This is a genomic window from Methylotuvimicrobium sp. KM2 (genome assembly GCF_038051925.1).
GTDB lineage: Bacteria > Pseudomonadota > Gammaproteobacteria > Methylococcales > Methylomonadaceae > Methylotuvimicrobium.
In genome coordinates this window covers 4,289,578-4,314,534 of the sequence record NZ_CP150634.1, presented here as the reverse complement: position 1 = coordinate 4,314,534, position 24,957 = coordinate 4,289,578, and the positions used below count along the sequence as shown (strand labels likewise).

11 protein-coding genes are annotated in these 24,957 nt (G+C 47.6%); 10 read left to right on the top strand and 1 reads right to left on the bottom strand.

Translation table 11 applies throughout. The features are described 5' to 3' along the window. The first annotated feature begins 6 nt into the window (after positions 1-6). The 10 genes from WJM45_RS18170 (at position 7) to WJM45_RS18125 (ending at position 23,452) form a co-directional block, all read left to right on the top strand. Complete coding sequence (locus WJM45_RS18170; protein WP_341326446.1) at positions 7-2,439, top strand: DUF3962 domain-containing protein; 2,433 nt, start codon at positions 7-9, stop codon at positions 2,437-2,439. A gap of 281 nt (positions 2,440-2,720) precedes the next feature. Then, positions 2,721-5,597, top strand: coding sequence for a DEAD/DEAH box helicase (locus WJM45_RS18165; protein ID WP_341326445.1), 2,877 nt, complete (start codon positions 2,721-2,723; stop codon positions 5,595-5,597). Between the two features lie 70 nt (positions 5,598-5,667). Then, positions 5,668-5,895: a type II toxin-antitoxin system VapB family antitoxin gene (gene vapB, locus WJM45_RS18160; protein ID WP_341326444.1), complete on the top strand. Its 228-nt coding sequence runs from the start codon at positions 5,668-5,670 to the stop codon at positions 5,893-5,895. Continuing rightward, a complete protein-coding gene (locus tag WJM45_RS18155) occupies positions 5,892-6,308 on the top strand; it encodes a type II toxin-antitoxin system VapC family toxin (RefSeq protein WP_341326443.1) in 417 nt (138 codons plus the stop codon). Before vapB ends, WJM45_RS18155 begins: the two co-directional genes overlap by 4 nt. Positions 6,309-6,332: 24 nt before the next feature. After that, positions 6,333-11,279: a hypothetical protein gene (locus WJM45_RS18150; protein ID WP_341326442.1), complete on the top strand. Its 4,947-nt coding sequence runs from the start codon at positions 6,333-6,335 to the stop codon at positions 11,277-11,279. Then, positions 11,279-12,601, top strand: a complete 1,323-nt coding sequence (locus WJM45_RS18145) for a hypothetical protein (RefSeq protein ID WP_341326441.1) — start codon at positions 11,279-11,281, stop codon at positions 12,599-12,601. The genes WJM45_RS18150 and WJM45_RS18145 overlap by 1 nt, the downstream gene beginning before the upstream one ends. 268 nt (positions 12,602-12,869) lie before the next feature. Continuing rightward, positions 12,870-14,555, top strand: a complete 1,686-nt coding sequence (locus WJM45_RS18140; protein WP_341326440.1) for a DUF262 domain-containing HNH endonuclease family protein — start codon at positions 12,870-12,872, stop codon at positions 14,553-14,555. A 105-nt stretch (positions 14,556-14,660) separates the two neighbouring features. Next, positions 14,661-14,939, top strand: coding sequence for an AbrB family transcriptional regulator (locus tag WJM45_RS18135; RefSeq protein WP_341326439.1), 279 nt, complete (start codon positions 14,661-14,663; stop codon positions 14,937-14,939). A gap of 5 nt (positions 14,940-14,944) precedes the next feature. After that, on the top strand, positions 14,945-21,310 hold the full coding sequence (locus tag WJM45_RS18130) for a DEAD/DEAH box helicase (protein WP_341326438.1): 6,366 nt from the start codon (positions 14,945-14,947) through the stop codon (positions 21,308-21,310). A gap of 3 nt (positions 21,311-21,313) precedes the next feature. Beyond that, positions 21,314-23,452 carry a 3'-5' exonuclease gene (locus WJM45_RS18125; RefSeq protein ID WP_341326437.1) on the top strand — a complete coding sequence of 713 codons (2,139 nt, stop codon included), beginning with the start codon at positions 21,314-21,316 and terminating at the stop codon, positions 23,450-23,452. A 632-nt stretch (positions 23,453-24,084) separates the two neighbouring features. On the opposite strand, the gene WJM45_RS18120 is transcribed toward WJM45_RS18125, so the two are convergent. Beyond that, positions 24,085-24,951 (bottom strand): ion transporter, encoded by an 867-nt coding sequence (locus tag WJM45_RS18120; RefSeq protein ID WP_341326436.1) that lies wholly within the window; start codon positions 24,949-24,951, stop codon positions 24,085-24,087. Positions 24,952-24,957: the final 6 nt, after the last annotated feature.

The window sequence follows — 24,957 nt, the reverse complement described above, 5'->3', positions numbered from 1 at the left end:
CGGATCATGCGTTTTGACCTAAAAACGACATCATTTATTTTGCCTTTGGAAAGTTACGGTGCTGTCTATGGCTACCAAGTTTCTAATGATTTTGTAAGGCGTTGGCAAGAACTCAATGAAATATTTCGAAAAAACAAATCGTATCTACCGTTTGGATCTTTAGCGACTGCCTTACGTTGGCATTTGGGATGTTTCATTCGTTTAGACCCTTATCAGGATATGTTTAAATCTGGGAAGCAGCTATTTTTAGTCGCCAGCAAGCAAGTGCCCAGGGACATATTGGCAACTTGCTTGGATTTCTGGGAAGACGAAATTGACCGGCAATGTGACACTCCGGTTTTAGGTTCATTAGTCAGAGAGGGTGCACTGACAGAATGTACTTTGGACATCGGCGCGAATATTCAAACGAGAAAAAATGCATGCCCCACAGCACCGGGATGGGTATGGGAGGCCAGTAAGTGGCGTGTAGCAGAACGTCTCGTTCAGCAAGATCTAAGGATCGATACCGATACGCCGCTTAAGTTCATTTTAGACAGCCAGGCCAGTTTAGTTTGTTGGGATAGGCCGCTGGGCAATCAGACTGGGAAAGTCCAAGGTTACGGCATGCATGTGATAACACCACGTTTGATAACGGTACCGGGGTTTGAATTACCGGCCATTCATCTCAATAGCAGTATCAGTCGCTTGGCTACGCAGTGGAAAGATTCAAAAAAATATTCGCTTAAACATGCCTGGTTTCAAGTCTCCCAAGATAAACCTTTATTAAACATTTCAATTGCTTCAATCAAAAAAGAAGAAAAATGGTTCAAGGTTTGGAGCGATTTATCGGTCCGCTTGCTCAACCGCATCGGATATACCGATATTTCTGAGCCGGAAGGTTATGATCTTGCCTACTTACAACCGGTAAGAGCACGTTATGAGAAAACACCGGTTAATTTTCCCATCGGCAAAGGTGTCGGCTTACCATTCCATCATTATGTAGCAGCGCACGCCCATTCAACTTTGAATGAAGCCAAACCAATCGGTTTACAAAAAGAAGCGCCAAAGCAATTACCCGTAAAAGAATTATCCACCCAAAAGCCGGATACAACCCAATGGCACTCGTTCATTCAGGATGCCGGTGGTAATCATCTGCAAATCATTTGCTTATATTCATCTCATATCGTTCGAAAACGATTGCAACATGAATTACAACAATTGTTGATGGGCGTAATGGAAGTCCCAATCGACGTTGAAGATGGTCATTGGTTTCAGGCTGGTCCTGTGAAAATCTTGTTCATTTCGCCAGAATCCAATCAACAATTTTTGTTATCCACTAATCCGGAAGAAGACATCATTTCATGGATGCAACAAGTAATAGAGGGCATCAAACTATCTCAAAATGAATTATCCGGATTTATTGTCGAAACGTGTGAAAACGACGTACTAGAAAACACTCCGAAAAACTATGCCGACCCCAAACCGTTGATTAGGCGGTTATTAGCTACGCATGGTCATGTCAGCCAGTTTGTCAGAGCAAGCACTTTACGCCAGCAGGATGGCAAAGGCGTTTGCCATGGTGCCAAACGCGCAATCCACGATTTACTTAGGATGACCGGCTGTTATTTGCTTCCTTTCGAGGAAAGCCCAGATTCTTCCAAAGACTGCTGGTTCATCGGTCACTTCATTCGCAAGTCAAGTAAGGATAACAATCATTTCCATATCGCCATAACGGCTTGTAAAGCGGGGTCTCATCAATCGTTGATGCTGAGCCCGACGGGAAGCTGGGAAATCATACCTAGAGGCATAGCAAGTTATATATCCGCACAAGATCGTCCAAAACAAAAAGCCGATGCTTGTAAATTCATCAATCATGGTTTGAAACTTTTTGTAAACCGCTTCCCCGAGGCTAGATTCATTCTATTGATGGACGTTGGTGCGTCGGGTACGCTGTGGCCCGAACTGAATGATACGCAGCCAGAAGGAACTGGTAGCTTGCCCGATATTTCGCGCGACGAACGAGTATCCATTGTTCGTATTCGAAACGACTCCAGCATTCTTCCTCGGCCAGCTGGCACAATTGATTTCAATAGTCCACTAAATGAAAAGGGAGAGCTGAATCCGGGAGGTTCAAAAGGAATATTTAGTCATATTGATTCAGACTACCATGGCGCCTACTACTGTACGCAAACTTCCGCAGTGTTAGATAAAGATTATTCTAGGGGAAGGACTCGATTTGCTGATCAACCGCGCAATTTACAAAATGATCGCCAGGCTCAGACATTGACCGAAATCGTTGTATTAAACAAAGGGTCTTTTGAGGAAAAAGAACTCGTCACGACCATTTCCAAGCTTTGCTTCCAAAATTTAACCTGGATTGACAAACAAAAAACATCTCTTCCGTCACCGTTACATTTGGGCCAAGCTTATGTCATCGATGCATTAGGAGATATAGATTGATATCCGACAAAAGAGGAAAAACTTTATATTAGAAGTTAGCTAATACCATTAACCTAACGTTGTCAGAGCTTAAATAAGGGTGACGGGCTCATTAATTAATTGCAAATTACTGAACTGGATCAGCATAGTCTTTACTGATTACCCCATAACAACAATAGCCGTACAGCAAAGTCAAATTCACAGGATTACCTAGTAGCTATGATTAGTTCTAACAAGCACCTTGTTCTATAATCCCTTTCCTCTAACAGATAAATATAACAACAAACAGGGACGGCTCCGCAGTGACCACTCACCAACAATTTGCTTCAGGCCTTCGCATCGAAGCCCGCGATGCCGAATGGCGCATCAAGCGCGTCGATCATTCATCGGATGGCGGCTACTTGCTGGCTTGCGAGGGCTTATCGGAAATCGTTCGCGGCAAGGAAGCGCTGTTTCTTACTGAACAAGAATCTCACGGTGCCGGAATTCGCATTCTCGATCCGGAAACCACTCAATTGGTTGACGATTTAACACCGAATTTTCGGGCCAGCTTGCTGTACCTAGATACCTTACTGCGCAAAACACCGCCGACTGACGAGTTTATTCACATCGCACAACGCGCGGCGATGGACCAACTGTCTTTCCAGCTCGATCCCGCCCTCCAAGCTTTAAATCAGCCTCGACAACGTATTTTGATCGCTGATTCGGTCGGTTTGGGTAAGACATTAGAAGCAGGTATCTTGGTCAGTGAACTGATTGCTAGAGGGCGTGGCAAACGCATACTGGTATTGGCCGTCAAATCCATGCTGGCCCAGTTCCAACAAGAATTTTGGAATCGCTTCTCCATTCCCTTGGTCAGGCTGGATTCTGTCGGCTTGCAACGGGTGCGGAATCGCATCCCCGCCAATCACAACCCATTTCATTATTTCGACCGCTCCATCATTTCGATCGATACACTTAAACAGGACATCGAATACCGACATCACCTGGAAAAAGCCTATTGGGACATCATCATTATCGACGAAGCTCATAATGTCGCGGAACGTAACGCCAATTCTCAACGCGCCAAATTAGCCAAACTGCTGGCTACCCGCTCAGACACTCTGATTATGCTGTCTGCGACGCCGCACGATGGTAAGGCAACCAGCTTTGCCAGCTTGATGAACATGCTCGACCCCACAGCCATTGCCAACCCTAAAGACTATTCGCAAGAGGATTTTCGCGACAAAGGCTTGGTGATCCGACGCTTCAAAAAAGATGTGCGCGAACAACTGAAGCAAAATTTTCCGGAACGCGAAATCGACACCGTTCGCACACCCGCAAGCCCTGTCGAAGAGGCGGCTTATGACCAACTCTGTGCCGCCAAATTTTATACGCTGGATGGCAAAAGCGCCGGCCAGTTATTTCGTACTGTGCTCGAAAAAGCCTTGTTCTCCAGCCCGGCAGCCTGTTTGTCCACGATCGAAAATCGCCTGAAACGTTTGCAAAGCCGAACATCGAGTGACGAAATTGTGGCCGACATCAGTATGCTAGAGGGATTGCGCTTGGCCATTAAAGCCATCAAGCCAGTTCAATTCAGTAAATACCAACGCCTGGTAACCTTACTAAAACCAGAAGGTTCAAGCAGCTTGGGCTGGAGTCCCAAACAAGCCGAGGATAGACTGGTCATTTTCACCGAAAGTCTGATTACCCTGGAGTTTCTGCACAAGCACTTACCCGATGAATTAGGCCTAAAATCTCAACAAGTCGCCGTCCTGCGCGGGGACATGCGCGACAAAGACTTGATGGATGCCGTCGAGCAATTCAACAAACTGGATAGCCCCGTACGCATGCTGCTGTGCTCTGATGTGGCATCGGAAGGTATCAACCTGCATCACCTTTCGCATCGGATGATCCATTTTGATATTCCCTGGTCGTTGATGGTGTTCCAGCAACGCAACGGTCGTATCGATCGTTACGGTCAACAAAGGCAGCCGCAAATTCGCTACCTATTAACCGAGTCAGACAATACAAAGGTTCGAGGCGACTCCCGCGTCCTGGATATTCTGATCGAAAAAGACGCACAAGCCGGCAAGAACATTGGTGACCCTTCCGAATTCATGGGCAAGTTTAACCCCGAGGAAGAAGAAGCCATCGTCGCTGCAGCCATCGAACGCGACAAGAAAGACGATGACGACATTTCAGACATCTTCGCCGATTTGCTGAATGGCACCGATACATCCTCTGATCTATTGGCGCATTTCACACCCGACACACCGCCCAGTCACAGCTTTGAGCAAGTGTTAAAACAAAGCCCGCGTTTGTTCGAGCAGGATCTGCACTATGCGGAACAAGCCTTACGCTGGCTGCGTGAAAGCGGTGTCGATCTGCAAGCCGATATCGAAGGCGATTTAATGCGACTCACAGCACCAAACGACCTGGTGCAACGCTTACGCTACCTGCCCAGTGAAGTCCGCCCCGATAACGATCGTTTTATTCTGTCCAACAACAAACAGCGCATTTACGACGAACTGAAACGCTGCCGTGAAGAAGATAGCCCCTGGCCGGACATTCAATATCTTTGGGAGCAACATCCGGTCATGGAATGGTTGGCCGACAGAGCCTTAAATGCATTTGGCCGGCACACAGCCCCGGTTTTGCGTCTCAACACCTTATCGGCACAACAACAGTTCGTTTTGATCTACGGCGGGTTTCCCAATAAGCGCGGCCATATTCTGGTGCATGATTGGCTGGCGGTTGAATTTAACAATCAAACCGTCCTCGGCATCAAATCGCTCGAAGCATTCCTGGAACAGTTGCAACTTCAACCCGGTAAACTGGCCAATCGCGGCGCAGTGGGTGACACCGCATCATTACAGGCGCTTCTGCCCTTGGCCATACCACCCGCAAAAAAGGCATTACAAAAACTCCGACTTAATAAACAATCCAAACTCAGCGAACGCCTGCTTACACAATTGGATCAAATGAACGCCTTAAAACGTCGCCACGTTGAACAGTTGGAAATCGACTTCGGTGACAGTGCTCAACCCGAAGCCATCAAAAAGCACCGCATCGACGATAGGCGTTCTCATATCGAGCGGGTTTTTCAAGATCATCTGGACTGGTTACAAAATACTCAAACTACCGAAGAAGAGCCGTTTATACAGGTTGCTGCGGTCTTTACCGGCACGATTGCCTGAAATGACTAGTCATCCTGGATGTTGACGTATATATTAAGGATGTACATTTGAGTTGACAGAGGAGAGTGCTATGCAAACTGCAAGAATTTTCACTAATGGCAATAGCCAGGCTGTTAGATTGCCCAAAGAATTTCGCTTCGAAGAAGACGAAGTCGTCATCAAAAAGCTGGGCGACATCGTGGTGCTTTTGCCCAAGCGTTACCGGGCCGAAAGTCTAATGGCCATGTTGCAGGAAATCGGCCCAATGGATATTGAGCGTCAACAGCCAGCCGAACTTCAAGAACGGGACTTTGAATGAGTTTTTATTTGCTGGATACCAATATCTGCATCTTCCTGCTCAACCAGCGTGGCGGCTTTGAAAACATCATCCAGCGCATGGACGGCATGAGCCGTGAAGACATTGGTATTTCGGCCATTACCGTAGCTGAACTGGACTATGGCATTGCGGCTAGCAAAAAGCAAAGTGACAACGCCAAGCGGCTGGAGCGGTTTTTACTCGATTTCGAAGTGATCGACTTTAACCGCGCATCGGCCACCGCATACGGCCCTCTCCGATCGAAATTGCAATCACAAGGCACCCCGATTGGCCCCATGGACTTTTTGATCGCGGCCCATGCCTTGGCATTAAACGCAATTCTGGTCACCAACAATACCCGCGAATTTGAACGAGTTCCCGGTCTTCGGCTGGAAGATTGGACCCTACCCCGATAAACCCATTCAAGGACAAGCAATACCGTGAACTGGATCGGCATCAGCAACGAAAACGAGTTTTACAGCCAGCATTATCTGTCGGAAATCTTTTCCGGCGACGTGCGCGGCGTATTGGAAGCCTGGGCGGAGCAAGAAAGCCAAGCCCGTGAAACCGCCCGCGCCCATAATCAAAAAGAACCGGAGTATCGCGCGCCCCATACCCGGCTAAACAGCATTTGGCGGGAAGCACTCAACCAACTCGACACCCTGCAACGCCCACAGCCACCCAGTGAACGAGTTTCCAAAGGCCGCGCAGTCATTCGCCAACTTCTGCAAATTTTCGACTTGCCCTATCAACCTACCCGTCAACCTATCAGCGGCAATGACGACTGGGAATTACCTTTACTCGGTGAATTACGGACCCCACAAGACGAACCCTTGTTATGGGTATTGGAAGCTCAAGCCTTAGATGAAGGCGATGAACTTGACGCCGACCCATTAAGCCTGCGTCTGCATGCTGGTCAACTCACCAGTCTCAGCAATATCCCCGTCGCTAAAGCAATCACAGCCGCCGATGCCCCGGATTGGCAAAAGCTGTTGTCCAGCACCGTGTTTACCCAACCGCGTCCGCCGCGCTGGGTGCTGCTGGTCAGCCCGTATCAATGGCTGTTATTGGATCGCGCCAAATTTGCCCAACATCGCTTGCTGAGATTCGACTGGAAAGAACTGTTCAGCCGCCGCGAAACCGACACCCTCAAGGCTGTCTCTGTATTGCTGCATAAACAATCCCTGCTCGACGCCCAAGGCCAAAGCCTACTCGATACCCTGGACGAAAACGCCCATAAACATGCCTATGGCGTCTCGGAAGATCTGAAATACGCCCTGCGCGAATGTATCGAATCACTCGGCAACGAAGCCGCGCAACAGCTGATCGAACAAGCCCGCGCCGACAAAAAAGGCATATTCACCGGCAAGGACGCGCTCGATCCCGGCGAACTGTCCTTGCAATGCCTGCGCTATATGTACCGTCTGCTGTTTTTGTTTTACATCGAAGCCCGTCCGGACTTGGGCTATGCACCGGTCGATTCCGATGTCTATCTCAAAGGCTATTCCCTGGAAGCCTTGCGAGACTTGGAGCTGATGCCGCTGACCAGCGAAGCCGAACGCAACGGCCATTATCTGCATCACTCGATACAAATGTTGTTCCGACTTGTATCGGATGGAACAGCTGATACTCGCCAAGATGATCTCCATCTCATTAATCAACAATCCGGCCGCGATGCCTTCCAAATGGCGGCCTTGAAGTCGCATTTGTTCGATGCCAGCCGCACTGCGTTATTGGATAAAGTCCAATTCCCCAACCACATTCTGCAACGCATCATCCAACTGATGTCGCTCAGCCGCCCGGCCAAAGGCAAACGCCGCCGTGGGCGCATTTCCTATGCCCAGCTCGGCATCAACCAATTGGGCGCGGTGTACGAGGCCTTATTGTCCTATCGCGGCTTCTTTGCGCAGGACGATTTATACGAAGTCAAAAAAGCCGATACCGAACCGAACGCACTCGACACCGGCTACTTCGTTACCCGCGAAGCCCTGGACGAATACGACGACAACGAACGGGTGTATGACCGTAACGAGCGCGGCGAGAAAATGCTGCGCTTACATAAAAAAGGCAGCTTCATCTACCGCCTAGCTGGCCGCGACCGGCAAAAATCCGCGTCGTACTACACGCCGGAGGTATTGACCCGCAGCCTGGTCAAATACGCCCTGAAAGAACTCTTCAAAGAACAACTCGATCCGCTGCCGGATGATCGCGCCCGCGCCGAAAAACTGCTGACCTTAAAAATCTGCGAGCCCGCCATGGGCTCGGCGGCGTTCTTGAACGAAGCCATCAACCAACTTGCGGAAAAATACCTGGAGTTGATGCAATCAGCGCTGAATGAGCGCATTCCGCAGCATCAATACAAAGATGAACTGCAACAAGTAAAGATGTATCTGGCCGACAACTGCGTGTTCGGTATCGACTTGAACCCGGTCGCCGTGGAACTGGCCGAAGTCTCGCTGTGGCTCAACGCCTTATCCAAAGACCGCTTCGTGCCCTGGTTTGGTTTGCAACTGTATTGCGGCAATTCCTTGATCGGCGCCCGCCGCGAAGTGTTCAGCAGCGACCAGCTCAACCGCAAACCCAGCGATGACGCCTGCTGGCTCAACCAAGCGCCCAAAGCCGTGCCCATGGCCACGCTGCGCCAACCCGGACAAATCTGGCATTTTCTGTTGCCAGACAGCGGCATGGCCAACTACAGCGATAAGGAAGTCAAAGCCCTTTATCCGGATCAGATCAAGGCCATCAACACCTGGCGTAAAACGTTTATCCAGCCGTTCAATAAAACCGAATTAGAACGCCTGGAAAAACTCAGCGTCAAGCTGGAGGAACTGTGGCAGGAACACGCGCGAACCCAGGCTAATTTCCGCAAACAAACCACCGATCCGTATCAGATTTATGGTTTCCAACAATCCGGCAAAGCTACAACGCTGGATGAAAAAGATCAGGTGATAACGGAAAAACTGGAAACCAAAGAACAGCAAAACACCAGCGCCTACCGCCGCCTGAAACTGGTGATGGATTACTGGTGCGCCTTATGGTTCTGGCCGATTCATGCCGAGGGCGATCTGCCCAGCCGCGAAGAATGGCTGTTTGATCTTGAAACACTGCTGCTCGGCGACACCATCGCCACCAGCCAACAAACCGAAACCGTTGGTTCCGCCAAACTGCAAAGCGATTTATTTGCCGAAACCCAACCGCAGCAAGAGGCTGTGCAATTCGTCAATCGCTTCGGTGTGGTCAACTTGAGCAAACTGTTCAAAGCCTCGCCACGCCTGAAACGCGCCGACGACATTGCCCTGCAACGCCGCTTCTTTCATTGGAATTTGGCGTTTGCCGATGTGTTTGCCGGCAATGGCGGCTTTGATTTGTTTTTGGGAAATCCGCCTTGGTTAAGAGTGGAATGGAACAGCGGCTCGGTGTTGGGTGATTTCGAGCCGAGTTTTGTGTTGAAAAGCTATAGTGCTAAGCGGATGGCGGATTTACGAGCAGAAACTTTTCATAAATTACCCGAATTAGAAGAAAGTTGGCGATCTGAATATGAGGAATCAGAGGGGGCACAGAACTTTTTGAATGCAGTAGGTAATTATCAAGAACTGGCTGGACAAAAAGCAAATTTATATAAATGCTTTTTACCAAAAGCTTGGGCGAATGGGTCAGGGAAAGGTATCAGCGGTTTTTTGCATCCGGAAGGAGTTTATGATGACCCTAATGGTGGTGCTTTCAGGGATAAATTATATAGGCGTCTTCGCTTACACTTTCAATTTCAAAATGAGAAAGCACTATTTCCAATTGGGAATCGAAATAAGTTCAGTATAAATATTTTTGGCTCAGCGACTAATCAAATTTACTTTAAAAGCATTTCAAATCTTTTTATCCCAAATACAATAGACGGATGCTATGAACCATTACACGATAAATCAGTTCAAGGCATTAAAAATGGTGAAGATGATTGGAATATCGAAGGCCACCCTGACCGCATCATTAATGTAACCGAGAAAGAATTATTACTGTTTTCACAACTTTATGATGAAGTGGGTACGCCTGCTCTTGAGGGAAGGCTGCCAACTATACACGCTCATCAGTTGATGAGCGTTCTTGAAAAGTTTGCTGCTCAATCAATGCGATTAGCAGACTTTCATGGTGAGTTTTTCCCTACACCATCAACTTGTTGGAATGAGGTTAATGCTCAAACTGATGGCACAATCCGACGAGATACGTCATTTCCAAATGAAGCTAGGGGCTTGATACTTTCTGGCCCCCACTTCTCCGTTGGGAATCCTTTTTTTCAGACACCTCGAGAAGAGTGCAATACCCATCGAGCTTATGACACGCTTGACCTAATTACATTGCCTGACGACTATTTGCCCCGGACTAATTATGTTCCTGCTTGTTCAGCTAGTGATTATCGTTCGCGGACACCAAAAGTTTCTTGGCTTAAAGAAGATGCGTCAGAGTTAAAAACAGTTATGGACTACTACCGACTGGTAGCCCGATCAATGATTAGTATTGGTGCAGAAAAAGCTTTAGTTGTTGCACTAGCACCAAAGTATATCGCGCATACTAATGGAATTCGTTCATATGTATTTAGGGATATCTTAAAATTATTGACAGTCGTCGGATGCTGTTTCTCGATTGTTTATGATTTCATTACGAAATTATCAGGAAGGACAAATCTTCATCGGAGTCTTGAAGAATACGCGATCCCAGGAAACTTATTTGGATCACACTCGTTCCAATCACGAGTACTAGTATTATCCTCTCTCACAACGCACTATGCTGAGCTTTGGGAAACCACATGGGATCCAGCTTTCCGAGAACAACGTTGGTCCATCAAGATCAATAGCTCTTACCCCGGATCTCAAATTCTACCGCAAGATTTCTTCGCTAATCTCACCCCCGAGTGGCAACGCCAATGCGCCCTGCGTACCGACTACGCCCGCCGCCAAGCCTTACTGGAAATCGACGTATTGGTCGCGCAAGCCTTGGGCATGACCCTGGACGAACTGCTCACCATCTACCGCGTGCAATTCCCGGTGATGCGCCAATACGAAGTCGATACCTGGTACGACCAAAACGGCCGCATCGTCTTTACCCCCAGCAAAGGCCTGGTCGGCGTCGGCCTGCCGCGCAAAGCCCGTAAGTCCGATCTCAACGAAGGCATCCGCTACGGCAACCAAAGCGACGACCGCCACGAACAAAACATCGCCCTCGGCTGGGAAGACATAGCCGACATGCAATCCGGCCAAGTCACCAAAACCTTCTTGGACGACACCCTCCCCGGCGGCCCCACCGAACGCACCATCACCTACACCGCGCCATTCTTCAAACCCAACCGCGAAGAAGACTATCGGATTGCCTGGGAGTTTTTTGAAAAGGATAAAAGCTAATGACGACCTTCACCGTAATAAATGATGAAACATTGGTTGCCGCGATTCAAAATTGCACGAAGCGATTGGTGTATGTTGCGCCAGGAATTTCTGAGCCTGTCGCTCTGGCAATCGGTGATCAAAGCAGTAAACGCGATTTACCAGCGATTACCGTTATTGTTGATCTTGACCCAGAGGTGTGTCGCTTGGGTTATGGGACAGAAGAGGGATTAAAAAAATTACAAGAAATAGCACAGTCCTATTCACTCGAGTTGCGTTATCAACCTGGATTACGCGTCGGTTTATTAATTGTGGATGACGCAGTGAATGTTTATGCGCCGACCCCACAGTTGATTGAAGCGGGATCTGATGCGCCTTCAAAACCTAACGCTATTGTAATCGGCAGTAATCCTTTAGCGGAAATCACCCATGCCTGCGCCGCAAATGCCCCAGCGTGTGAAAGTTCAAATGCATTGCCGATGGAAGCCGAGATTGGTCGTCAAGCAGCAACACCTGCTGAAATAGAACAAACACTTACCAATCTAAAAGAAATACCCCCTAAACGGTTCGACATCGCCAGGGTTGAAAGAGTATTCAACACTAAAATTCAATATGTGGAATTGGAAGTAAAGGGCTATCGGTTATCAAGTAAAAAAGTCACCATTCCCAATTACTTATTGGTTGGTGATGATCAAGAGCTTGGAAAGCGGATTAAAAACAGCTTTTCGCTTCTGCAAGGTTCTACAGCTATTAAAGTAAAAATACCCAAGTTGGAACCTAAATCGGCAATGCCTATCTTTGATGAAAATAAACACAATATCGAACGCGACTATGACGAGGCGACCTTAGAGAATGAACGTAAAAAAATCTATGATGATTTTTTGCTGTGCGTTAATCGATATGGCTGGGTAATCATGCGCTCACGTAGGGACGATTTCGATAAAAGGATTGCCTGTTTTAAAGCGGATATCAAAGCCTTTGCAGAAAAGGTTAAAAAACAGCTCAAAGCAGAAATAATAAATTCCGTTAAAGATTTAGCCAAATCACTGTTACCAAAAGTCAAAGACAATCCACCGGAATGCTACAGAAAATTTATTTTCACAACTGAGCCAAGCGACGAAGATTATTTGGCGATCATCGAACAAGATTTGTTTGATGCATTTGGCTCTATCGAACAAATTTTTTCGCCTGACATCAGCGTGGTTTTCAAAGATGTAACCTACGAGTCTATTAATGATGAGAAATTCCGGGCTGCACTAGCTGACACTATGCGAAAAGGTGGCGGGGAGCGAATGGTGGCTCAGTTGTTTAGTGAGTATGATGCCGCCCCTGAAAGTAACTAATGCGCCATGGGATTATGAAATTAATAAACGCTGAAGCAGGAGATAATTATATTGTGCGCGTTTATTTGGACGATGATTCGATTTCGATGTCAAAGCGGAATTGGAAAGAATCCCTTGCTATAAACCACTTTATGACTTGAATTTATTCAAATCTGTGAAATTCAAAAATCGTCGTATTTATTGGAACGATCGATTCGATTTTCATATTGATCAGATTTTAGAACGTGGTCATTTATTAGTTAAACCTTAAAAACGGATAGGCAACCCCATGGCTTCTTTCATGTTAATGGAACCCACCAATCAAAGTTTCCAAGAGCTCATCGGCAACGGCATCAAATACCAGGTGCCACGGTTTCAGCGTGACTATGCTTGGGACAGGCAGCAATGGGAGGATTTATGGGCAGATATCGAAACCATCGCTGAAGAACAATTCCATTACATGGGCTATATCGTGCTGCAACGCAAAGGACAATACGATTTTGAAGTGATTGATGGCCAACAACGACTCATTACCTTATCTTTGTTGATTCTTGCCGCGATGAAAAATATTCAAAATTTGATCGATAAAAACCAAGAAGTTGATGACAATACCCAGCGATTAAGCGTTTTGAAGCAGCGCTACATTGGCTCAACCAATCCCATATCCTTGAAAGTCGATAGCAAACTCTCACTGAATCGAAATAATAGCGCTAATTTCAAATCTATCTGCGCAAACCTCGATGCACCTAATCGACGTGGACAAACGCATACCAATAAATTAATCAATAGATGCTTTAAGTTTTTTCAAGAAAAGAAATTTGGTGGTAGCGGCCAGGAAATTGCTGAATTTATCGAGCGCGTTGCTTCAGGGATGATCTTTACCAAAATTGTGGTTCAAGATGATTTAAATGCTTATAAAGTGTTCGAAACACTGAATGCACGCGGAGTACAACTGTCTACACCGGATCTATTGAAAAACTATATTTTTTCCATCGTCACCAAGAATAATAATGTGCCGGATGAGGAACTCAATGAGCTCGACGAAACTTGGTCGGAAATTGTTTCTCAGTTAGGGGAAAGTAATTTTACCGACTTCATTCGTTATCATCACAATTTTCAGGCCAGTTTATCGCAAAAAAAAGAGCTATTTTCTTCGGTTAGAAAATTGGCCAATACGCCAGAGAAAGCCTATGCCTATTTACGCTCGTTAGGCGACTATGCGCCGGTATATGCTTCGTTATTGAATCCGGAAGATGAATGGTGGGCTAGTCAAGACCAAGATTACCGTTCCGCTAAAAAATACCTGGAAGGCTTTGCTTTATTCAATATCAAGCAACCCTTTACCATTTTAATGAGCGCTTTTTTTAAATTTACCGCCGATGAATTTATCAAACTTGTCAAATACTTATATGTATTATCCATTCGTTATAATGTTGTTTGTCATTTCTCGCCGAATGAACAGGAAAGTGCTTACAACCAATTGGCGATAAAGATTGATAAGCAAGAATTCACCCGCGCCAGTCATATCAAGAACAGTGAACTATTTAAGAAACTGTATCCCAGCGATGAGGCATTTTTTAATGCGTTTGAATTTCACAAAATGCCAAGCCGGCGAAGTGAAAAGAAAATACGCTTCCTGTTGGCAGAAATAGAAACTTATCTCGGGCATAACACCAACTACAGTAAAACCACATTGGAACACATTTGTCCCTATAACGCCGATGAACATTGGGATAGCTATTTTGGCGAAGGGGTTAATGATATTCAGGACCGCTTGGGTAATGTCATTTTATTAGATAAAGATCAACTGGGCCGATCGAGTTTTGCTAATAAAAAATTAGCCTATATCAATTCTCGCTATCCTCTGGCGGAAAAAGTTGCTTCTTACCCGCAATGGAATTTGCAAAACTTGAATGACTACCAATCCTGGCTTGCTAAACAAGCCGTGGAAACATGGAATATTTCTTACGAATGACGAAATTTCGCCTTCTTGCCAGGATGTTTCGCTTAACAATGATTGCCGTTCTACTGTTATCGGCATACACAATTCCACTTTTTCTTACATTTCAAGGAGTCTCAAATGTCAACTATACTGCAAGCCGAAGTCCAATTTGACCAGCAAGGCCATTTGGTTATTCCAGCTGAGCTCATTCAAGCTTTTACCGTAGACAAGGATACTTCATTGATCGGCAAGGTGGAAAACGGCCGTCTGATTCTTGAGAAACGCGAAAGTGTCCGTCAGCGGCTAAAGGTGCGTTTTGCCAATATTCCAGCCGGAATTAGCCTTGCTGATGAATTGATTGCCGATCGCCGCCGTGAAACTGCCTCTTTGAATTTAAATACCCAAACCATCCGTTAAGCGGCATGTTGCCTATCCTCGTCGCCCGCCAGATCACAGAGGGCTTACAAACGTTCCTGCGCACCACTTTTCCAGTCACGACCCCTGGATTTAGACGAGATGCCAATCGCACGTTGATTGACGATTTTCTGGACGAAAATGGCAATTTGTCCAAAGGCCCTTGGTTGGAAGTCAAATTGCCTTTCCGTACGGCAGGTGCGGATACAACATTGCCGTTTAGTCGCTATGTGATTGGCTTCCAGCCCTATCAACATCAACTGAAGGCTTTTCAACGCCTGTCGGGAAATGCCGCACGCTCGACCATCGTGGCTACCGGTACCGGCTCTGGTAAAACCGAGTGTTTCATGTATCCCATTCTGGATTATTGCCTGACTCATCGACACTCGGGCATCAAGGCCATCATCATTTATCCGATGAATGCGCTGGCTACCGATCAGGCGCGGCGGTTTGCCAAGGAATGCAGCAAGCTCAATCCGAAACTGAGCGTGGGTTTGTTCACCGGCGACGATGGCTCGAATAATCGTGCGATGACACCTGAACAGGTCATTTCACACCGCGACACCTTGCGCGAGAATCCGCCGGATATCTTGCTGACCAACTACAAGATGCTGGATTTCTTGTTGATGCGTCCGCAGGATCAAAAGCTCTGGCAGTTCAACACGTCGGGCGTATTGCGTTATCTGGTGGTTGACGAGTTGCATACCTTCGACGGCGCTCAAGGCACGGATTTGGCGTGTTTGATTCGGCGCTTGCGCGACAAGTTAAGCATCGGCGAGGAAATGGCCTGTGTCGGCACATCGGCGACTATTGGTGATGCCTCTGCAGTGACTGCGTTACGCGAATACGCAGAAGCGGTTTTCGACACAGCTTTCGATGACGATGGCATCGTATTGGAAGATCGCTTATCGGTGGATGAATATTTGGGCCGCTACGCTGACAGTGTTGAGCCGATTTCCCGTTGGCCGGTCGAAGCCCTGATGGAATTGCGTCCTGGCGAATCGGAATCTGGGGTTTATCTGCGTCGGGCGGCGGAATTTTGGTTAGGTCAAACTTTAGCGTTAGATTCACCGGATGAAGCCAATCGGCTCAAGGCTTCGGTGCAGTTGGGTGAACAATTGCTGCGCTTAACCGCCTTTCACGAACTGCTGCGACAAACCCATGTGTTATGTGACGCTGGCGAACTCGCTGAATTATGGCGGCAACGTTTACGCTTGCCAGACATCACAGCGGCTGAAATTCTGATCGATAGTTTGATCGCCTTGATTTCAGCGGCCAGGCGTTGGAAAAACCCAGAAACATCGTCCTTGCAGGCTTCTGTAACCCGAGAGGATGTTGACCCATTTTTACAAGTGCGTGTGCAACTTTGGTTACGGGAATTGCGACGCATGGTAGCGAGTGTCGCCTATCCATCTAAATTAACCCATGCCGACGATCTGCGCGATTTGGCTGATCCCTTGCACCTGCCGTTACTGCATTGCCGCGAATGTCATGCTGTCACTTGGGGGGCGGTGGTAGCGGAAGGCGAACAGCGCATTAGGCCTGACTTACAAGCTTTTTATCAGTCTTGGTTTGGACAAAAACCGGATGCCTCGTTGTTGTTTCCGCTTGAACCCGAACGAAAGGCTCCAGAGGGTGAAAAACGCTGGCTGTGTACGAGCTGTCATCAGTTATCCCCTTTGAAAGGCAGCGATACTTGTAGCGGTTGCCAGGGACATCGGATCGCAGTCTGGATGCCTGAGATTCGTAAGCAGGTTCAGCGTGGTGGCATCAATAGAACCATCGTTTCGGCCGATTGTCCTTGTTGCAGCGGGCATGAATCGCTGTCGATCATCGGCTCGAGGGCCGCTAGTCTTTCCAGTGTATTGATTGGCGAATTGTTGGGTTCGTCATTCAACGACGATTACAAGCTGATTGCTTTTTCCGACTCGGTGCAAGATGCCGCGCATAGAGCGGGCTTTTTTGGCGCTCGTACCTATTCGCAGACGTTACGCAATGCCTTAGCCCACTTCATTCGGCGACAAGGTGAAGGTTTATCCTTACCGCGTTTAGCGCAAGAGTTTCCCAATTTCTGGTTGCAACAATCGGGCAGCGAAGCCGCTTTTGTCGGCACCTTCATTGCGCCGAATATGGAATGGTTGCAAGGCTACCAGGCCTTGAAAGCGCAAGGCAAAATCCCGCCGGGTAGCGATGTGGTCAATTTGGTAGCAAAACGATTGTCCTGGGAAGTCATGACGGAATTTGGCTTGCGTAGCCGAGTCGGAAGAACGCTTGAACGTTCGGTGGTGGCTACCGTGCTGCCCGACGGAGAACGGCTGGTTGCCAGCGGTGAACGCTTAACCCGCCGGCTTCGTGAAGAACTCGGTATGCTAACGGAAGTCAGCGTTTCTGATGTGCAGTATTTTTTATTGGGATTTTTGACGAGACTCCGCCAAAAAGGCGCCTTCTACACCAAGGAGCTCGAAACTTACGTCAGAGAGGGAGGGAAAGAGTTTCTACTCACACGTCTTCCCTTTATGCCGGGCTATGGTTTTAGTAATCGCCCGCCCGCCATGCTCAGCATGGATCAGGTTTCCAATAACTTCGACAACTTGATGCAGCCAAGCGCCTGGTATCGCGATTGGTTTAACAAATGTTTGGCGGCCGATCAGCCTTTGGTATCTGCTGAATACCAACAAGCGTTTACGATCACGTTAGACGCTCTGGAAAAAGAGGGTTGGGTGCAAGCCCTGTCTGTACGACAACAAACCGTGTGGGGATTGATCCCAACGTATTGGCAAGTTACCACACAAGTGCTGGAAGTGGCCTGTAAGGATTGCCAGCATCGGTTATCGGCGCCGAATCAACAATTGCATTGGCTGATTGGTATGAAATGCCTGCGCCAAGGTTGCTTCGGTCATTATCAGGCTGCGCCCATGTCATCCCGCTCCGGACATTATCGTGCATGGCCGCGGCGTTTGGTGCCGAGTGAGCATACCGGGCTGTTGGATGGTCAGAAACGCCATGCCATTGAAACCTCATTTATCGAGGGTGCCGATACTTGGGATATCAACCTGCTGTCAGCCACACCAACACTGGAGATGGGGATCAACATCGGTGATTTGTCGACGGTCCTGCTTTGCTCGGTGCCTCCTGCTCAAGCGAATTATTTGCAACGAATTGGCCGGGCCGGTCGCCGTGATGGTAACGCATTGGCGGTAACCATCGCGACCGGACATCAGCACGACCTGTATTTTTACAGTAGTCCAAAAGAGATGATGGCGGGTCAAATCACGCCACCCGGTGTTTTTCTGAAGGCGATGGCGGTTTTGGAAAGACAGCTCATTGCATTTTACTTTGACCGCTGGGTGGCAACCGGTATCGATGCTGCCGCGATTCCCGGCACTTTGCAAGCCGTGCTGGATACGGTCGAATCAGGCAGGTTGGAAGGCTTTCCGCATAATTTGCTGCACTACGTCGATGATCACGGCTTGGCAATCATCGAACGTTTTTTGGCACTGTTTCCGGATTTGGACGCCGATGGTATTCACCACATCGAACAATTTTTACTGGGCAGTAAAACCGAAGGAACATTGGGTTGGCGAATTTTAAATAGACTCAATGAGTTGTCGCAAACTCGCCAGTCGGTTAGAAGCCGAGCCGATGAACTCAAAAAGCGTATCACTCAATTAGAAGCCCAACCGACCGATGAAGCCCGCGATCAATTATTGGCCGATTCCAAGAGCGAGCGACAGGCATTGCTGGCTTTGATTGGCAGCATCAATCGGCGATTAACCTTAAATTTTTTTACCGACGAGGGCTTGTTGCCGAATTATGCCTTCCCTGAAGAAGGCGTGACGCTTAATTCCGTGATTCTGCGCCGCAAAGAAGTTCGCGATGAAGGCAATGAGGGCAAACGCTACGAAGCGTTGAGCTTTTCCTTCCAACGATCCGCGCAAGCCGCATTGGGGGAATTGGTGCCGGAGGCCAGGTTTTATGCCGCCGAACATCAACTCAATATCGAGCAAGTGGATTTAAGGCTATCCAAACCGCAAAATTGGCGCCTATGTCCTGCTTGTCATTACAACGAAAACATTGATGAAAGCGGTGATCCGCATAGTGTCTGCCCTCGTTGCGGTAATGGGCAATGGGCAGACACCGGACAAAAACGCACGCTGTTGAAATTACGCCAGGTTTACGCCAGAGCAGACTCTCGCAACGATCGAATTGGCGATGACAGTGATCAACGCGAGCCCAAGTTTTACCAAAGGCAATTATTGGTTGATGTGCCACCTGAATCCCAGCAAGGTGGCTATCGCTTGGCCAGCGAGGAATTACCGTTTGGTTTTGAGTATTTGCGCAATGCCCGTTTCAGAGAAATCAACTTTGGTGAGCCAGGCGATACGGCAGAGACTTTTCATGTTGCCGGCAGAAGCGATGCGCGTAAAGGCTTCGAGATTTGTCGGCATTGTGGCATGGTTCGCCGTCATCGGCTCCGCAAGGGTCAATACGCGCATACATTAGATTGCCCATTGTCCAAACCAGGGGTTGAATCGACTGATGAGGATTGGTTAACCAGTTTATATCTTTACCGCGAACTGAATTCCGAAGCGATTCGTATCTTGCTGCCGTTGGCGGATGTCGCGCAGTCGGAAACGCGGAAAATGTCTTTTGTTGCTGCGCTGAATATGGGTTTGCGCCAGTATTTCAAGGGTAATGTTCAGCATCTGGAAATTACAGAAATGTCTGAGTCCGCTTCGGATGGTCACGCCACTCGGCAGTATTTGGTGATTTATGACCGCGTACCTGGGGGAACGGGATATCTGAAAGAATTGATGCGCACACCCGAGAATTTGATGGGGCTGTTGCAACAGGCTTACGATTTACTGGAAAGCTGTTCCTGTGCTGAACACTCTGATCAAGACGGATGCTATCGCTGTATTCTGGCTTATCGGGATAGCCGCAATAGGTCGGCCATTTCGCGAAAAGTTGCCTTAACGTTACTCAAACAAATTTTGGATTTGCAGGGTCAATTGCAATCGGTTGCCAAATTGAGTGACATCGACATAAACAGCGCTCTGGGTAGTCCCTTGGAGGCCTTATTCGTGTCAGCCTTGGCTCGTTTTACGGATATGACCAAAAAAACCGTGAACGGCAAACCCGGCTACTGGATCAACGTCAGCGACTCATCTGGAAATACGCGCGTTTGGGAACTGGAGCCACAAGTCAAATTGGGCCCCACCCAAAACGTGACTCTACAAACCATTCCGGATTTTATGTTACGACCAGTTCGGGAAGGCGACCTTAAAGAGTTAGGGGAATGGGCTCTGTATCTGGATGGCTTTGGCCCCCATTTTGGCATTCAAACCGATGACACTCGTAAACGTTTGGCAGTCATGCGATCTGGCCGAAGGGTTTGGAGTTTAGGATGGCAAGATATTCCTGAGATAGGCCAGCAACCCAACTCGGTCATGTCGGACTATTTATTGAAGAACCGCCAACCGGCCATGCTTACTCAATATGACAAATTAGCAGAGCGTTTTGGTTGGCAATCGAACGCCAATCTTGAAAGTAGCTTGGTATCAGGCCCTTTCAAGCTGTTACTGGATTATTTAAAAGATCCTGTGTCAAACCGTGAACGACTAAAGCAAGCTTCTTTGTGCAACGCCATCAGCTGGCTAAGCTTGCCTTCATTAAAGGCCCCGATTTGGCAAGAGCCACAGTTCGCTCTGAAGGCACTAATACCGACCACCATTTGGCATTGGATGCAAAATCTCGACGAGCCCCTCGCGTTTGGTGGATTGTTAGAAGGACTTGAAACCAGTGCGGCACCGGTCGATATAGCCGTATTCTTGCCAGTTGCGGGTTTAACCTCCCGAGAGCGACTTTTAACCGAAATGTCTGTCGCTGTTGTTCTGGATGAAACCGGTGCCGAGCAAATCAAGGTGTTTGAAAAAATCTGGCGAGGCTTTTGGCATGCGGTCAATGTGTTGCAATTTGCTCCGCGCTTTACCGTTGCAACGCGAGGGGGTGTATTAGAACAAGTGTATGAAAATTTGTTGCAAGGATGGCCATCGAAACCGCACGAGATTCAATCGGTATCCTCGGCAGCATCCGACAATCCTTGGACCGAGATATTCGAGCTGTGCGAAATTGATCGATTTGCGTTGGAATCCCTGATAAATGCAGGTATTAGCTGTCCGGAAGTTGGATTTGATCTTGTCGCAAACGGTCAGGTAGTCGCAACGGCAGAATTGGCTTGGCCGGATGCCATGCTAGCCATCATGCTGGAGACGCCTGATACATTTGCCGAAATACCCAATTGGAAATTGATCAGTGTCCATCAAGCTGATTGGCTGGATGAATTGATGCAATTGCTGCCAAAGCAGGAGTAATGAATGGAAAATTTGAAAATAGCTATTGGTGACGGATTTCTGGAATCGTTTGCCCAGATCCCAAAAGCAAAACAAAAAAAGGTGATGGAGTTTGTCGCGAAGTTTCGCTACAACCCCATGTCCAGCGGCATCAATTACGAAAAAATTAACGATGCGCGCGATCAAAATTTCCGTTCAGTTCGCATCGACCAAGATTATCGAGGCATTATCCTGAAACCTGCCCAAGGCAATGTTTATATTTTGCTGTGGGTCGACAAACATGATGATGCTTATGACTGGGCTCGTTCCCATCGCTGTCATATTCATCCGCAGACGGGGACTTTGCAGTTGGTCGAAATTGTACAAAGCGATCAACCGGAAATTGAACGCAGTCAAGTTCCAGCTGCCGAAAACACAACACCTCGGTTATTTAATTTGTCGGACGACACGTTGTTGAGTCTAGGCGTCCCCGCTGAAGATTTACCGCGAATCAAGGATCTGACTTGTGTAGAAGACTTGGAATCGATAGAAAAAACGCTGCCGATTGAAGCGTTTGAGGCGCTTTATTTACTCGCAGCTGGCACACCGCTAGACGACGTATTACTCGATTACGCCTCAAAGACGGCGACCAAAGACGTGAATACCGAAGATTTTGCCGAAGCCCTCAATCAAGATGCATCTCGCCGTCGTTTTTACGTGGTTGGCGATGAAATGGAGTTATTAGAGATGCTGGAAGCGCCATTGGAGAGATGGCGGGTGTTTTTGCATCCTTCACAGCGTCGATTGATCGCGCGACATTGGTCAGGTCCTGTTCGTGTTCTCGGCGGTGCCGGTACGGGTAAAACGGTCGTCGCCATGCACCGTGCAAAATGGCTGGCTAGCCAACAGACTGGTCCGAGTGAACGCATCCTATTTACAACGTTTACCAGTAATCTAGCTGTCGATATTCAAGAGAATTTACGGAAAATTTGCTCAACTCAAGAATTTCAACGAATTGATGTGCAACATATCGATGCCTGGGTTGTAAATTGTCTAAAGCGTTTGGAATACAACTTACGTGTTGTTTATCCCAATGGCAAGGATAGCGAATATGAACAATGTTGGTCTTTGGCTGAAGGACTTATTAACCCAAGTTTAGGATTAACTGCTAGTTTTTTTCGGGAGGAATGGGAACGCGTGATTCTTCCGCAATCGATTCGCACTAGGCATGCGTATTTAACCGCCAGTCGCATTGGGCGTGGTGTGCCGCTAACCAGAAAGCAGCGTGCTGATAGTTGGCCTGTGTTTGAGGAAATGCGCATCCAATTGACGCAACGAAAGTTGACGACTATCGAAGATGCCGCTTTTGACATCATCTCCATGCTTGACTCGGGTAGCCATATCAAACGTTATCGTTCAATTGTGGTGGACGAAGGACAAGACTTCGGGCCTGAAATGCTGGTGTTATTGCGTCGTTTAGTACCCGAAAATGAAGACGATCTGTTTATTGTCGGCGATGGCCACCAGCGGATTTACCATAAAAAGGCTGCTTTAAGTCAATGCGGTATCAATATCCGTGGAAGAGGTAAAAAACTGAGAATCAATTACCGGACTACCGAGGAAATTCGGCGCTTTGCGACGCGGATATTAGAAGGGATTCCGATTGATGACATGGATGACTCTCTGGATTCGTTGATGGATTATCGTTCCCTGATGCACGGAGATTATCCTGATGTACATCACTTCAGTTCGATAAGCGATGAATCCAAATGGATTGGCGAAAAAATCGAGTCGTTGATTTCAAGCGGAATGCTGTCACAAGATATTTGTCTGGTTGCAAGAACCAATCACCTCCTAGATGAATTCCAATTGCAGCTTCAATCGATGGGTATCGAAATCCGAAAATTATCCAGACAAGCCCCAGACAACAGAAATCTACCCGGAATTCGTTTGGCTACTATGCACCGAGTAAAAGGCTTGGAATTTAAAGCCGTATTTATGGTTGCTATCAACGATGGCATCGTTCCACTAAATTTAGGAACAGTCACAAAGGGTTTAACAGAAACTACTCTGAGGAATCAAAGCGAAAAAGCGTTATTTTATGTTGCAGCTACCCGTGCAATTAAATATTTAAGTATTTCGTCGCATGGGAAAGCTAGCCGCTATTTAGTGCTCGAACGGTAATTTAAATGCTAATATAAAACAACAAGTTAAACTAAAATAAGCGTGCAAAGATTAGCGGCGGTGATCTAATTGGCGTGAAAAATGCTGTTTTAATTAACCGGTTGATAGTTAATGTTATTATTTTTCGCGTTTTAAAGTTTAGCCAGCCATTAACCTCAATCGCCGCCCTATTTTGTTAAAACTTCGTTGGACACAAGCCCATGAGAAACGTCTTATCACCCCAGTTGTGCATTGGTCAAAATCGACATTGCCGACATCGTTATTGATGTCACTTCATGAGACGACATTCCCTTGCTACTGTTAGGCCTGCAGCACCTGTACTGCATACGCCCGTTACGCGATGCTATTTTTCAACCTCCTCAAGGAGGCAGCATCAACCCAAACGGATGGTAAGCTACGCGCATCGTGTCACTCGATAAAGGGCGGCCCGGCTGGATCAATGGGCGATTCTGCTTGCTGGGCACGCTTCGCCTGGCGCTCAATGCCGATTATGCCCCCATTTCTGCGTCGTTAGCGCTTAATCGATCACCTTCTTCACAATTCAAATTGAAAATATCCTTAATCTCCTTATCCATCTATTGACGAACGTTGTTATCCAAGGTTAGTTAGACATTGAACAATAGCTTAGGATCTCACTCATTTTCATCTAACCGGTGCCCGCAATATTTACAATAACCAGCGTCGAAGTCGTGGCCGGTCGCGCCGCAATCGGGGCAAGGTCGGTTGTCTATTCGGTTTTGCTTTTGGCTTTTCATCAGTTCCGCGCTGTAAATGCCGGTCGGCACGGCGATGATTCCGTAGCCCATGATCATGATAGTCGAGGCGAGTAATTGTCCTAATGCGGTTTGTGGCGAAATGTCGCCATAACCGACTGTGGTGATCGTGACGATGGTCCAGTAGACAGATTTGGGAATACTCGTGAAACCGGCTTCGCTGCCTTCGACGATATACATTAGTGCGCCGAATACCACAACCAGCGTCAATACAGTGTACAAAAATACCGCGATTTTTTTGAAGCTGTTGTTTAGTGCAATCAATAAAACATTGGCTTCGCGCATGTATTCGGATAACTTCAATACTCTGAATATGCGCAGCAATCGTAAGATTCGCAATGTCAGCATATATCCGACGCCGGGAATCAACAGGCCCAAATAAGTCGGTAGGATCGAGAGCAGATCGACGAAGCCGAAAAAACTACGGGCATACAGCAAGGGGCGGCGTACCGAAAGTAGGCGTAAAATATATTCGAGCGTGAATAACAGCGTAAAAAACCATTCCGATAAATAGAGCAGTTGCCGATACTGATTACGGATTACTTCGACGCTGTCGAGCATAACCGTGACGATGCTGAGCAAGATCATGATGATCAAAACAACGTCGAAAGCTTTAGCTGCTTTGGTTTCAGCGCCGAAAATAATCCGGTTCAAGGTTTGCCGCCAAGCCGAGGTAGGGCTTTCTTCATGGATGCGAGTGCGTTTTAGCGGTTTATCATCAAGCATATCGGA